The sequence below is a fragment of the Rugosimonospora africana genome, from assembly GCF_016862975.1.
Taxonomy (GTDB): domain Bacteria; phylum Actinomycetota; class Actinomycetes; order Mycobacteriales; family Micromonosporaceae; genus Rugosimonospora; species Rugosimonospora africana.
In genome coordinates this window covers 1-13,817 of sequence record NZ_BONZ01000097.1, presented here as the reverse complement: position 1 = coordinate 13,817, position 13,817 = coordinate 1, and the positions used below count along the sequence as shown (strand labels likewise).

The following is a 13,817-nucleotide window of genomic DNA, read 5'->3' as shown; positions in this document are numbered from 1 at the left end:
ACTTACCCTCCGCCAGCTGTTGACACGGCGACGAGACGCGCTCGTAATGTGACCCTCACAATCCCAGGAGGTTCACATGCATAAGAGAACCCGAGCGATGGTCGCGGGCGCCGCCTGCGCCCTGCTCCTCGGGGTGGCCGCGTGCTCCTCGTCCATGTCCGGGCAGTCCAGCTCCGACGGCATGATAGCCCAGCTCACGTTCCCCGCCGAAGTCTCCGACACCGTCGGTGGGCTGGTGAACTACAACCCGTATTCGCCCAATCCGCTCACCAGTACCTGGCTCTATGAGCCCGTGATGGTCCGCAACGGCCTGTCCTGCACCATCACGCCGTGGCTGGCCACCGGGTATTCGTGGCAGGGAACGAACCAACTCACCTTCACGATGCGCGACGGGGTGGAGTGGAGCGATGGCAAGCCATTCACCGCCGAAGATGTGGCGTTCACCTACAACCTCATGCACAAGTACCCCGCCATCGACAAGGCGGGAATCTGGAATGACACCTTCGGTGCGCCGGCGACGAGCGTGACGGCGTCCGGTGACTCGGTCGTCCTCACGTTTTCCGGCAACGCCGCGTCGAAGTTCGACGACATCATCAAGCAGCCGATCCTGCCGGAGCACGTCTACCAGAGCGTGGGAGACCCGTCCAAGTACATCGACAAAAGCCCGGTGGGCACCGGACCGTTCAAGGTGGACAGTTACAACGGCCGCCGTCTGGTGCTGGCCCGCCGCCCGGACTACTGGCAGGCCGACAAGATCAAGGTGAAGAAGCTCGTCCTCGAAGGATCGTACGAGGCGTCTGAGGCGGCGCTGAAGCTGAAGTCCGGTGGCCTGGACGCGTACTGGGGTGAGATCCCGAATCCGCAGAAGGCGTTCGTCGCCGCCGACCCGGCGCACAACCACTTCTACTACGCGCCGGCCGGCACGACCGTTCTGGACTTCAACCTGACCAAGGCACCGTTCAACGACGTCAGGTTCCGCGAGGCGGTCAGCTACGCGATAAACCGCCCGGAGATCTCGGCCAAGGCGACCTACGGCATCATGAAGCCGGCCAGCCAGACCGGTCTGAAACTGCCGTTCACGGACGCGTACCTGCCGAGTGAGTACACCGACGCGCAGACGGTCCTTCCGTACGACGCGGCCAAGGCGAGCCAACTCCTGGACGCCGCGGGCTACCGGAAGGGCCCGGACCGCAAGCGCACCCTGCCGGACGGCTCCCCCCTGAACCTAACCTTCTCGGTCCAGGCCGGCTTCATCGACTACGACGCGATGGCCGACGTGATCACCCGCGACTTCAACGACGTCGGAGTCACCACGAAGATCGAGACCAACGCCCCGGACTCGGTCGACGCGCAGAAGAAGTCCGGCGACTTCCAGGCGCTGCTGGAGTACGTGGACGGCGGCTGCCAGTTCGCCACCGGGCTCGGCGCCAGGCTGGCGAGCAACCAGATCCCCACCAAGACCGATGTGCTGCCCAACGTGGAGCGTTGGCGGGACGCCGCGACCGACCAGGAGATCGCGCAACTGTCGGCCACCGTCGATAAATCGGCCCAGAAGCAGCTCGTGGGAAAGCTGGTCGACACGATGATGACGCAGTTCCCCGTGACCGCGCTGGTCTACGCGCCGACTCGGATCATCTACCGCACGGACAAGGCGGTCGGGTGGCCCACCGAGCAGGATCCGTACGCCCACCCGGCCGACAACCGGCTGCTGATCATGACGCACCTGAAGCCGGCTCCGGCCGCGTGAGAGCCGGGACGCAGCGGTGAAATACTTCCTCCGCCGAATCGCGTTCTTCCTCGCCACACTGTGGGCGGCGGTGACGCTCAACTTCATCATTCCGAGGCTGGAGCCGGGCGATCCGGCGGAGGTGATGGTACGCAAGCTCTCCGGCAAGGACGCCCAGCTGGATCCGGCCGCCGTCAAGGCGATGCGAGCCATGCTGGGCGCGCCGGACGGCAACCTCCTCCGGCAGTACGTCCGGTACCTCGACGCCCTGGCCCACGGCGACTTCGGGCTCTCGTACACCTACTACCCGTACGGTGTCACCGAGGTCATCGGCCACGCTCTGCCGTGGACACTCGCGCTGGTCGGCACGACCCAGGTGCTGAGCTTCATCATCGGGATCACGCTCGGGGCGTTCGCGGCCTGGCGACGCAACAGCCGGTTCGACAGCGTCGTCACCCTGGGGTCGACCTTTCTCGGCGCGCTGCCGGCGTTCTGGATCGCGCTGCTGCTGCTGTTCGCGTTCGGCTACACGCTCGGCTGGTTCCCGACCTCCGGTGGCTACGAGGACTCGATTCCCGGCTGGAATGGCGCCTTCATCGGCGACGCCGTGATCCACTCGATCCTGCCGGCCGTGGCGCTGCTGGTCACCACGTCGGTCGCCTGGGTGCTCGGGATGCGCAACACCATGGTGTTGAACCTCGGTGCCGACTACATCCGGTTAGCGAAGGCGAAGGGCCTGGCCGACCGCGACGTGGCGCTGCGGTACGCCGCCCGCAACGCACTGCTGCCGAGCGTGACCGGCTTCGCCATCGCGCTCGGCGGCCTACTGGGCGGATCGGTCCTGGTGGAATCGATCTTCGACTATCCCGGGATGGGCCGGCTCATGGCCGAGGCGATCGGCAACAAGGACTATCCGTTGCTGCAGACCCTGCTGCTGTTCATCGTCGTCGGCGTGCTGCTCGCCAACCTCATCGCCGACATGCTTTACGGGGTGCTCGACCCCCGCGTCCGCCGGACTCCGGCATGACCGCCCCGGCCACACCGGCCGGCGAGGCGCCCGGCCCCGGTGGCGGCCCGCAGCACTGGTACACCGTCATCTGGTCCAGCGCCAAGGCCCGAATCGGCATCGTCATGCTGGCGGGGTACGTCCTCGTCGCCGGCCTCGCCCCGCTGATCGCGCCCTACAGCGGAACGAGAGCCGACTTCGATCCGTTGCTGCCTTCGGGTTCCACCCACTGGCTCGGCACCACCAGCCAGGGCGGGGACATCTTCTCCCAGCTCATCTACGGCTCCCGAGTGTCCCTGCTGGTCGGCCTGTTCGGCGGGTTGCTGGCCACGGTGATCTCTCTGGTAATCGGCCTGATCGCGGGCTACCAGGAGGGCTCGGTCGCCGACGACGCGCTGTCGTTCGTGACCAACGTCGCGCTCGTCGTACCGGTCCTCCCGCTGATGATCGTGCTGATCTCGTACTCCGACGTCCGGGGACTTCCGCTGATCGTCGGCGTCATCGGCCTCACCTCCTGGGCCGGACCGGCGCGGGCCAAACGGTCCCAGATCATCACGCTGCGCAACCGCGACTTCGTCACGGCCGCCAAGTTCGCCGGCGAGGGACCGCTGTGGATCATCTTCCGGGAGATCATGCCGAACATGATGTCCCTGGTCGCCGCGAGCTTCGTCGGGGCGGCAACCGGCGCCATCGCGGCCGAGGCCGGGCTGTCGTTCCTGGGACTGGGTGACTCCGCCTCGATCTCCTGGGGAACGATGCTCTACCAGGCCGACGCCCAGGGCGCGGTGTCGCAGGGGTTGTGGCTGTGGCTACTCGTCCCGGGGCTGACCCTGGCCCTGCTGATCACCGCCCTCACCTTCATCAACTTCGGCATCGACCTCATCAGCAACCCCCACCTGAGAGAGGACTAACTGCCATGAACGAGCATTGCAGCGCGTTGGTGCCTCAGACCGGACCGCAGCGAAGCGGGGATCCGGCGTGAGTATCCTGGAGGTCCACAACCTCAGCGTGCGGTACGAGCCCCGGGCGCACCCGCCGCTCACGGCCGTCAGGGACGTCAGCTTCGACATCGCCGAGGGCGAGTTCGTCGGGCTGATCGGCGAGTCGGGCAGCGGCAAGACCACACTCGGCACGGCCGTGCTGCGGCTGCTGGAGCGGCCGGGACGGATCAGCGCCGGGTCGATCGTCTTCGACGGCCGAGACATCACCCATCTGGCCGAGGACGAGTTGCGCCCGATCCGCTGGCGAGACCTCGCCACGGTGTTCCAGAGCAGCATGAACGCGCTCAATCCGGTGACCCGGATCCAGGCACAGTTCCGCGACGCGATCGAGGCACACTCCCAGCTGCGTTCAGACGCCGTCACCGCCCTGGTGCGCCAGCTGTTCGAGATGGTGCTGCTCGACCCGGCGTTCCTGACCGCGTACCCACACGAGCTGTCCGGCGGCATGAAGCAGCGGGTCAACGTGGCGCTGGCGCTGGCGGACCGCCCCCGGTTCGTGCTACTTGACGAGCCGACCACCGGGCTGGACGTGGTCGTGCAGCGGTCGATCCTGGATCGGATTCGCAGCCTCCAGCGCGAGCGGGGCTTCGCCGTGCTGTTCATCAGCCACGACATCGGGACGGTGCTGGACATCAGCGACCGGATCCTGGTGATGTACGCCGGCCGCATCGTGGAGTCGCGGCCGGCCGCGGCGCTGCTCGCCGATCCTCTGCATCCGTACGCCAAGGGCCTGCTCGGCTCGTACGGCGACCCGCGTGCCGAGACCGTCCACCTCACCTACATTCCCGGCCGGCCACCGGACCTCACCCGGGACCTGGTCGGCTGCCCGTTCGCTCCCCGTTGCCCGGAGCGGATCGCCCGCTGCCTCGCCGAGGAGCCCCCGCTGACCCCCGTCGGGGCCGGCCTCGTCGCCTGCCACGTTGCCCGGCAGCAACGGGCGCCCGCGCCGGGCGATGACCGCACCGGCGTGCCCGAGCGCACCCGCGGCTTCGCCGGCCCCACGTTCGTCCGCTCCGGCGAACCGGCGGCGACCGAACGCGGACCGACCATCCTGGAACTGGTCAACGTGAGCCGAGTCTTCCAGCGGCGGCGTGGGCTGACCGTCCACCGGATGACCGCCGTCGACGACGTGAGCTTCACGCTTGCCCGGGGCCGGATCGCCGCGCTCGTCGGCCAGAGCGGCAGCGGGAAGACGACCATCGCGCGCCTGGTCACCGGTGTGGACAGGCCGTCCAGCGGCTCGATCCGCTTCCACACCCCGGACACCACGGTCGAGGTCGAGAAGCTGCGTCCACGGTCCCTGCGCCGCTACCGCCGGCACGTCCAGATGGTGTTCCAGGACCCGTACTCGTCGCTCAATCCCACACTGACGTTGGGCTACGCGCTCACCCGTCCGCTGCAGAACCACCTACGGCTGGGCCGGGCGGCGGCCCACGCCCGAGCCGTCGACCTGCTCGAAACCGTCGCGCTCACCCCCGGCGAGCGGTTCCTGAACCGGTACCCGCACGAACTGTCCGGCGGCCAACGCCAACGCATCGTCATCGCCCGCGCCTTGGCCGCCGAACCCGACCTGATCATCGCCGACGAGCCCATCTCCAGCCTCGACGTGTCCATCCGGGCCGAAATCCTCGAACTGCTCCACAAACTCGTCACCGAACGCGACATCGGGGTCCTCTACATCACCCACGATCTGCTCAGCGCCCGGATGATCGCCGACGAGATCCTGGTGCTCAACGGCGGCCGACTGGTCGAGCGCGGATCTGCGCTGGACGTCATTCGCCACCCGGCCGACGAGTACACCCAGATGCTGCTCGATGCAATACCGAACCCGTTCGGACGGCTGTCCATCGACACGATCTGATACGGCAACGTCCCGCCGGACTTGCCCGGCGCCCAGTGTCGAGGCACGCTTCTGCTACCAGTTGTCCGGGAGTGGATTGCGATGACAGATACCTCGGAACCCGCACGTGCGGCGACGATCTACACCGTGGCCCGGCACGCCGGTGTCTCGATCGCCACCGTCTCACGGGTACTGCAAGGCTCGCGTCCCACCTCGCCGGCCACCCGCCAACGCGTGCTAAGGGCCGTCGAGGCGCTCAACTACGTCCCGCTGCGGGCCGGCCGGCCGCTGGCCACCCGCCACGAGGCGCACGGACTCGTGCTCGCCGGGCTCAGCGGACCGTACTTCTCGGAGTTGCTCGTCGGCTACGAGTCCACGGCGAACCAGTACGGCCAATCGGTCGTCGTCGTCACCGGCGAGGGCCGCAACGACATCGTGAAGTCGGTGCGCAACCTCGATCGGCGCGTCGACGGGGTGGTGCTCACCCACGGCGCGCTCGACGACACCCGCGCCCGGATGCTCAGCCGCAGCCTGCCCACCGTCCTGGTCGGCCGCCCTCCGCTGGACGGCTGCGACACGGTCGCCGTGGAGAACGCGACGGGCACGCTCGAACTCGTCAGCCACCTGATCGAGCACGGCCGGCGGCGGCTGGTGTTCGCTGGAGACCCGGCCCACGCCCACGACATCCGGGAACGTTACGCCGGATTCCGCGCGGCGCTCGAACGCCACGGCCTGGCCGAGGCCGCCCCGCCGATCCGCGTGTTCTACGAGGAGCTGTCCGCCGCCGAGGTGGTCTCGGCGATCGGCGAGCCCAACTGCGCCGCGGACGGGCTGGTGTGCGCCAACGACGAGGTCGCCGTCGCCACCATGGCACTGCTGACGCAGAAGGGCGTCAAGGTACCCGACGACGTCGCGGTCGTCGGCTTCGACGACATCATGACCGCCCGGTACATGACACCCGGCCTCACGACCGTCCGCCAGCCCACCTACGAACTCGGCCGGTGGGCCGCCATCCGGCTGCACGAACGGATCCAAGGGCGTACCTACGACGTCCACCCGCAACTGCTGCCCACCACCGTCGTCGTGCGCGGCTCGTGCGGATGCCCCATGGACGGCCCTGAGCCACCCCGGGTCTGGTGGAGGCCCTGATCAGGCGGTCCGCATACGGCATCGCGGCTTGACTCAGGAATCTGCTCAAGACGTGAGCGAGGAATCTAGTGCCGTGTCCACTGACCTTTGCCCTCTGGGGTGGGGGTTGTGGATCCTCGCCGCTTGGTGGCGGTCGAGCGACTCCCCAGCACCGTTGGTGGTGGGGCGGGCCACGGCTGGCCAACAGGACCCAGTGCCGCTGCTAGCGGGCGGCGGCGTGGGTCACGCCGGGACTGGCCGGCACCGGGAAGGTGTCGGCCGGCTCGACGGTGCGTGATCACCTCGGGTAGCGGGACGCTGCCCGAGGTGATGATTGCGCCGCCCGGGGTGCGGGCGCCGATGATGGCGGCCGCGACGAGGTCGCGGTGCCCCGTGCTCTGACAGCGCGGGCAGGACAGAGCCCGGCCCCGCGGTTTCGGGATCCGTTGAGCACAGGTGGGGCAGGTTGATGAGGTGCCGCGTTCACCAACGAGGTGCACGGTGATACCGGCGAGCTCGGCCTTGTCCCGCAGTACGTTGATCGCGCGGCCGATCTGCCACTGCCGTAGCCGCAGGTTGTGCCGCCGCCCGGCAGGCTTCTCAAGCACGGTGCGGGGGTCGCCGATGGTCAGGGTGCCGACCCAGTGCGCCACTGCCCAGTCGACAACGGTCCTGGCGGCTTCGTGCTGGGCCTGACGGACCCGGCGCCGATGCCTGTGCTCGACCTGGTGACGGCGGCGCCGGTACTGCTTCCACCGCCGTGACCCCCGCTGCCCGGGTTTCGGGGCGCGGGCGGCGACGGCCCGGTTACGGTACCGGGTCTCGCGCAGGTGTTGGTAGTGTTCAGCGCGGATCGCCCGCCCGGACACCAACAATCCCCTGCGGTCGGGGCCGGCGACCGCGTAGGGATCGATGATGCCCGGGTCAACACCAGCCACCCGGCACGCCTGCGGCCCCAGGCCGGCCGGGTAGGTGACCACCGGCACTTCCGCGGTGACCTCCACCGCCAAGCGACCACCGACGGACAGCAGGGTCACCGAGCGGACCTGCTCCACCGGGTACGAGATGGCCCGGTCCAGCCGTACCCACAGCGGCCAGCAGCCGGCCCCGGTCGGTAACCGTAGCCGCCGTCCGGCCAGGGTGAACGTGCCGTGGTACCAACGCACCGGCATCAACCCACGCCGCCGTCGAGGATACCGGGTGTTCTGATCCCCACCATTGCGGCGTTTCGCCGCGGCGAACCACGCATCCGAGTACCGGCGCAGAACTGATCTCGCCGCGACACTGTCCAACTCGCCGAACGTGCCCGGACCCGCCCCGCTCAACTCCCGACACAACTCCTGATACCCGACCAACAGGGATCCCTGACGGTGCCGCCGCCACCGGTTGATCTCCAACAAGCACGCCCACACACAACCCACCGACCGCAGCAACCCGAAACACCGCCACCGCCGCCCACGAGTCACACGCAAACCAACCCGGGCGATGCCGGTACACCACCCGACCAGCATCCAGATCCCGACCCCGCGGCACCAGGCACCCCACCACAGAGATACGACAACATCCCCTCCCGACCACGAACACCCAGCTCAAACCACGCTCCCCGACGATCCCCTCACACCGATCACCGACACAAGGCAAAGGTCCCCTGACACGGCACTAGCCACAGGCAGGCCGTCTACGATCCTGCGCCCGGCTTCGTTACGAATGCGGTTCCCGCGTACTAGCGGTCGAATCTGACGGCGATCGTCGCTCCGCCGGCAACTGCGCCCCCGGGTGCTGCGCAGCAGCCCATCCTCCCGACAGAACACGTAGTCGCCGTCCTCGTAGATCTCCGCCGCGGCGGTCTTCTCCGCGTCCTGGCGCTCTCGGTGAGCGCGCAGGACGGTGTTGGCGACGCTCCCGAGCGGGACGGTGCGCTTGCTCTTGCCCTTGGGCGCCTTCTCGATCACACCGTTGCGGGAGGTGGTGGTGCGCTGCCAGTGCACCGCGAGCGCCCGCCCCTCAAGGTCGATCTTCTCCCATTTGAGCCCGAGCAGCTCTCCACGACGCACGCCGGTCACGATGGCCAGGACCCAGGCCGCGTAGAGGCGGTGATCAGCGTGGTAGGTCAGAAACCGTGCCGCCTACTCGGAGGTCCAGACGCCCTTGCGTCCCTGGGTCTCCCGATCCTCCTTGCGCGGCTTGCGCACTCCGTCGATGACGATGTGCGGGTCGCTCAGCGCCTTCATCAGCACCCGGTGCACTGTGCGGACGGTCGTGCGGGACAGCGGACGACCGGTCCAACGCGGCCCGCTCCCCCGTGGGCAGTTGCAACGGCGTCAACCCGTCCGGGTCCAGCAACGGCAGCCGGGCCAGCGTGTCCGCGTCGATACCGTTGCTCTTCGCATGCCGCGACAGGAACCGGCGTAAGTCCGCCGCCTTCTGACTGGACACCCGATACACCGCATGGCCCCGAGCGCTGAAGAACACCGCGATCGGCAGCCACGCCGGCCCGGTCGGTTCCATCACCACCGCCAACCGGGTACCCCGCGGCGCGCCGACCAAAGCGGCCTGCTCAATCAACGTCAGACTCGCCACACTCGCCTCACACCGCCGCCGGCACACCTCCCGCCCTGAACAATCAAGGACCCGAACCGTGTGGGCCGACGCGATCCCCAGATCGATACCCACCAGTCGTCGCTGCCCGTCCACCGTGCTCCCATCGCCGGAACCAGCCTGCCTTTCCTCCAACTGGCCGCGTAGGGCGGCGAACTCGACGGCCACGGTCCCAAGGAGGCAGAGCCCGACAACGGCTCCCACTCATGTGCTGCAAACGGGCCCGGCCTCACCGGGCCGGCCCACTTCCCTCATCCGGGGCATCCGTGGCCAGGCCAGCGGTGGCAATCAAATCCACGGGGCTTTCCCCCAGAACCCAACTCAACGCCACCCACCGGACCAGCCGGGATGCTCATGCAACCCTGGAACCCCGCGCCGATCAAGCGCCGGAGTCCTTTACATGAACCCACGACCCCTTTTTACCAACCGCGACCGTTTCGGGCCTATCGTTGCTTGTCAAAACCTGGCATTGAGCTGTGCAAACGTGACGCAGCGTTAACCATCGATTGTTACTGATTGTCAGTGACAGGCAGGGGTTTGCGGGGGGTAAACGAGGGGACGCCGAGGCGGTCGGCGCCACGGCAGGCCCAACGTGGGGTTCGTGTCGGTGGCCGGATCGATACCGTGACCCCACCCGTGCCCGTGCATGACAGCGAGATCGTGTTTGGCGCCTGAAGGGGATGGGGTTCGTGTCCGAGAGGCAACACGAACCAATGCCCAACGGTCGGCCGTTCCGTCGGCATGACTGGACGTGAGGAGCACCCCGGCGTGCCTTGTTGGGCCTGGGAACGCCGAGCGCCTGATAGACATTAGGGCGGCGGTTGCCGGATGCTCGACGCTGTGAGCACGACTGCGACCCCGTATCGGGGCTTTCGAAGTCAGCGTGACGGACTGGCAATGAGTGCCGGAGGCTGCGCTGCAGCTGTGCCCGATGTGAAGGCGCCGCTACTGGCGTTCGTCAGCATCGGTCCGGAACCGGTGCGAGGTGATGAGGTTGTCGTCACCTGGTGAGATGCGGTTCACAGTGTTGGGGCCGGTGCGTGCCTGGCGTGGCGCCCAGGAGATCGACCTGGGTGCGCCGCAGCAGCGGGCACTGCTGGCGTTGCTGCTGGTACGGGCCGGGCGGCCGGTCAGCCTCAGTGACGTCGTGGATGTGCTGTGGGGCGCGGACCCGCCGAGCACCGCGGTGAATGTGGTGCACCGCCATGTCGGTGTACTGCGGCGGCTGCTGGAGCCGGATCTGCCGGTGCGATCGGCGGGCCGGTGGCTGGTGCGTTCAGCGGGCGGGTACCGGCTTGACACCGACGCTGATGCCGTCGACCTGCTGCGATTCCGCGAGCTGAGTCAGCAGGCCCGCCAGGCAGTCGACGCCGATGCCGGGCGCGCTGCCGCGTTGTTCGCCGAAGCGCTGGAATTATGGCATGGCGTGTGCGCGGCCGGGATCGACGCCGACGCTCGTGCGCATCCGGTCTTCATGGCGGTGGAGCGTGAGTTCCTGGCCACGGCGCGGGAGGCGGCCGGCGCCGGGGTGCGTGCCGGGCAGGTGCACCGTCTGCTGCCGGCGCTGCAGGAGGCGGCGGTGCGTGCCCCACTCGACGAGCCGCTGCAGGCCGGTCTGGTGCTGGCCCTGGCCGCGGCCGGCCAGCAGGCCGAAGCCCTCGCCGTCTATCAGCGGGTTCGCGAGCAGCTGACCGACGAGCTCGGTATCGATCCCGGCGCCGAGCTGGCGGCGGCGCACGCCACGGTCCTGCGTCGCGACACGGTCCGAGCCGCCGCCCGCCCGCCGGAGCCGGTGCAACGGCCCCGTCCGGCCCAGCTGCCGGCGGCCCCGGCCACGTTCGTCGGTCGGCGGACCGAACTGGCTTGCGCGTTGGGGCTGCACGCCGGCGACGAAGCGGCGGCGACGGTGGTGATCAGCGCGATCGGTGGGATGGCGGGGGTCGGTAAGACCACCCTTGCCGTGCATTGGGCGCACCAGGTCGCCGACCAGTTCGCCGACGGACAGCTGTACGTGAACCTGCGCGGGTTCTCGGCCGAAGCGGACGTGATGCGCCCCGAGCAAGCGCTGCGCGGCTTCCTGGACGCGCTCGGTGTGGCGCCGCAGAGTGTCCCGACCGGGCTAGACGCCCAGGCGGCGCTGTACCGTAGCCTGCTGACCGGACGCCGGATGCTGGTCCTGCTGGACAACGCCCGTGACGTGGAGCAGGTGCGGCCGTTGCTGCCGGGTGCCGGCGGCTGCCTGGCGATCGTAACCAGCCGTAACGCGATGTCCGGTCTGGTCGCGGCTGAAGGCGCGCAGTCGTTGACATTGGACGTGTGGTCCGCCGAACAGGCCCGCGATTTCCTCGCCCGCCGGCTCGGCGCCGACCGGGTCGCGGCGGAGCCGGAAGCGGTCGAGCAGATCATCACCCTGTGCGCCGGGCTGCCGCTGGCGCTGGCCATCGTGGCGGCCCGAGCAGTCACGACCCCGGCATTCCCGCTCGCCGCTACCGCGAAAGAGCTGCGTGACGCACGGGGCGGCGTCGATGCGTTCAGCGGCGCCGACGCGAGCATCAATGTGCGGGCGACGTTCTCCTGGTCGTATCGGACGCTCAGCCCGGCCGCTGCCCGGCTGTTCCGGTTTCTGGGCACGCATCCGGGCCCCGATGTCGGCGTTTCCGCCGCTGCGAGTCTGCTGGGCACGCCGATCCGGCAGGTATGGCCGCTGCTTGCCGAACTGACCACCGCGCACATGCTCGTGCAGCCTTCGCCTGGTCGGTACGGATTCCATGAATTGCTGGGGGCGTACGCCGCGGAGCTGGCCGAGACGGTCGACGCGGTAAGCGAGTCGGACCTCGCGAAACGCCGGGTCATCGATTACTATCTTCGCGCGGCATTCCGCGCAGATCGCCTGCTCCGGCCGCAGCGTGTGCCTCCGCGGTTCGATTCCCTGCCGGCCACCGCCGATGTCATCGCCGAGCCGTTCGAGGATCACCGCGCCGCGCTCGCCTGGTTCACCACCGAACGGGCGGTGCTGACCGCGCTGATCGAGCGGACCGCGCATGATGCTCTGGACGTCGAGACCCAGTACCTCGCCTGGAGCCTCGACACGTTCCTGTATCGCCAGGGTCATTGGCACGACTGGGTCAGCGCCCGCCGCCATGCTCTCACCGTGACCGAACGCGGCGCGGATCGGGCAGTCCGAGCCCGGGCTCACCGGAACCTCGGACACGCGCTGTGCCAGGTGCTGAATCTTGATGAGGCCCGCATGCAGTTCACGCTCGCCCTTGCTGGCTTGGAGGGGACGGACGACCGTACAGAGCAGGGCCACGTGCAGCGTGGCATCGCGCGCACCCACCTGCAGGACGGCCGGTACGCGGATATGGTGCGCCATTGCGAACTTGCCGGTGACCTCTACCGGGCCGACGGCAACGACCACGGGTACGCGAAGGCGCTCAACGAGGCCGGGCTCGGGTATGCATACCTCGGCGACTACGTCAAAGCACTCGAGAACTGCACGGCGGCTCTGGCCATCTTCGAGCGGTTGGGTGACCGTCACGGTCAAGCGGCCACGCTGGACAGCATCGGCGACGCCCACCACGGCCTTGACGATCACCACACTGCCATCAGTTTCTACACCCGGGCGCTGCAGCTGTACCGGGAAGTCGGCGACCGGCACGCCGAGGCGGTGACGCTGGCCCACCTCGGCGACGCGTGGCAGGCCAATGCCGACGACGCCGCCGCCGGGGAGCACTGGCGGGCCGCGGAGGCAGTCCTGACCGAGCTCGGCCACCCCGACGTCGACGACGTCCGAGCCAGACTCGCCGACGGAGTCACCGTCGTCACCCGTGGAGCGATCACAGGCTGGTGGTCAGGCCGCCGCCGATGACGATGTCGGTACCGGTCACGTTTCCGGCTCGGTCGCTGGCCAGCAGCAGGACCAGGTCGGCGACCTCGTCGGGCCGGGTGAACCGGCCGGTCACCGAGTCGTCGGCGGCCTGTTTCGCCACCGCGCCCGGCTCGATGCCGGTGGCGCGGGCCACGGTTGTCGCGACGCCGCCGTCGCCGAGCCACAGCGAGGTGCTGACCGGTCCCGGGCTGACGGTATTGACCCGAATGCCGCGCGAGCCGACCTCCTTGGACAGTGCCTTGGAGAAGTTCAGCAGGGCCGCTTTGGCGGCGCTGTAGTCGATGACCAGCGGATCGGGCAGCCAGGAGTTCACCGAGGCGACGGTCACAATCGTGCCCGCGCCCCGGTCGAGCAGGAGCGGCAGGGCCGCGCGGGTGGTGCGGACCGCGGCGAGGAAGTTGACCGTCAAGGCCGAGATCCAGTCGTCGTCGGTGACGGAAAGGAACCCGCCGGTGCGCGGCCGGACCCCGCCGACGTTGTTGACCAGGATGTTCAGGCCACCGAACGCGGACGCCGCGGCCTCGATCAGCGCGGCCGGGCCCTCCGGCGTGGCCAGGTCCACCTCCACCGGATGCACGCGGCCATTGGTGGCGAGCTCGGCCAGCTCGGCGGTGATGTGGCGGGCGCCC

Annotated in this window: 9 protein-coding genes and 1 pseudogene; 6 read left to right on the top strand and 4 right to left on the bottom strand. The window is 68.8% G+C overall.

Going from position 1 to position 13,817, the window contains the following annotated elements:
• Positions 1-76: 76 nt before the first annotated feature.
• The 5 genes from Raf01_RS42850 to Raf01_RS42830 all read left to right on the top strand — a co-directional run bounded on the left by Raf01_RS42850 (position 77) and on the right by Raf01_RS42830 (position 6,722).
• The gene (locus Raf01_RS42850; RefSeq protein ID WP_203923887.1) at positions 77-1,747 is read left to right on the top strand and encodes an ABC transporter substrate-binding protein; all 1,671 of its coding nucleotides are present in this window, start codon (positions 77-79) and stop codon (positions 1,745-1,747) included.
• A gap of 16 nt (positions 1,748-1,763) precedes the next feature.
• Positions 1,764-2,753: an ABC transporter permease gene (locus Raf01_RS42845; RefSeq protein WP_203923886.1), complete on the top strand. Its 990-nt coding sequence runs from the start codon at positions 1,764-1,766 to the stop codon at positions 2,751-2,753.
• On the top strand, positions 2,750-3,643 hold the full coding sequence (locus tag Raf01_RS42840) for an ABC transporter permease (RefSeq protein ID WP_203923885.1): 894 nt from the start codon (positions 2,750-2,752) through the stop codon (positions 3,641-3,643). The genes Raf01_RS42845 and Raf01_RS42840 overlap by 4 nt, the downstream gene beginning before the upstream one ends.
• Positions 3,644-3,710: 67 nt before the next feature.
• On the top strand, positions 3,711-5,594 hold the full coding sequence (locus Raf01_RS42835; RefSeq protein ID WP_203923884.1) for an ABC transporter ATP-binding protein: 1,884 nt from the start codon (positions 3,711-3,713) through the stop codon (positions 5,592-5,594).
• A gap of 81 nt (positions 5,595-5,675) precedes the next feature.
• Positions 5,676-6,722 (top strand): LacI family DNA-binding transcriptional regulator, encoded by a 1,047-nt coding sequence (locus Raf01_RS42830; RefSeq protein ID WP_203923883.1) that lies wholly within the window; start codon positions 5,676-5,678, stop codon positions 6,720-6,722.
• A 65-nt stretch (positions 6,723-6,787) separates the two neighbouring features.
• Here Raf01_RS42830 and Raf01_RS42825 read toward each other — a convergent pair whose 3' ends face one another.
• The 3 genes and pseudogenes from Raf01_RS42825 to Raf01_RS51080 all read right to left on the bottom strand — a co-directional run.
• Complete coding sequence (locus Raf01_RS42825) at positions 6,788-8,212, bottom strand: RNA-guided endonuclease InsQ/TnpB family protein (RefSeq protein WP_239134423.1); 1,425 nt, start codon at positions 8,210-8,212, stop codon at positions 6,788-6,790.
• Positions 8,213-8,290: 78 nt separating this feature from the next.
• Positions 8,291-8,815, bottom strand: a complete 525-nt coding sequence (locus Raf01_RS42820; RefSeq protein WP_275413183.1) for a tyrosine-type recombinase/integrase — start codon at positions 8,813-8,815, stop codon at positions 8,291-8,293.
• A gap of 178 nt (positions 8,816-8,993) precedes the next feature.
• A pseudogene (locus Raf01_RS51080) lies at positions 8,994-9,374 on the bottom strand (IS110 family transposase); the annotation flags it as partial.
• 937 nt (positions 9,375-10,311) lie between these two features.
• Here Raf01_RS51080 and Raf01_RS42810 point away from each other — a divergent pair.
• On the top strand, positions 10,312-13,167 hold the full coding sequence (locus Raf01_RS42810; protein ID WP_203923879.1) for an ATP-binding protein: 2,856 nt from the start codon (positions 10,312-10,314) through the stop codon (positions 13,165-13,167).
• On the opposite strand, the gene Raf01_RS42805 is transcribed toward Raf01_RS42810, so the two are convergent.
• Positions 13,136-13,817: SDR family oxidoreductase (locus Raf01_RS42805; RefSeq protein ID WP_203923878.1), on the bottom strand; the 682-nt coding region annotated here is incomplete at its 5' end. The two genes, Raf01_RS42810 and Raf01_RS42805, sit on opposite strands and share 32 nt — an antisense overlap.

Coding starts and splice junctions, on each gene's coding strand:
- Raf01_RS42850 (WP_203923887.1), top strand. CDS start 77: ATGCATAAGAGAACCCGAGCGATGGTCGCGGGCGCCGCCTGCGCCCTG.
- Raf01_RS42840 (WP_203923885.1), top strand. CDS start 2,750: ATGACCGCCCCGGCCACACCGGCCGGCGAGGCGCCCGGCCCCGGTGGC.
- Raf01_RS42830 (WP_203923883.1), top strand. CDS start 5,676: ATGACAGATACCTCGGAACCCGCACGTGCGGCGACGATCTACACCGTG.
- Raf01_RS42825 (WP_239134423.1), bottom strand. CDS start 8,212: ATGCTGGTCGGGTGGTGTACCGGCATCGCCCGGGTTGGTTTGCGTGTG.
- Raf01_RS42810 (WP_203923879.1), top strand. CDS start 10,312: ATGCGGTTCACAGTGTTGGGGCCGGTGCGTGCCTGGCGTGGCGCCCAG.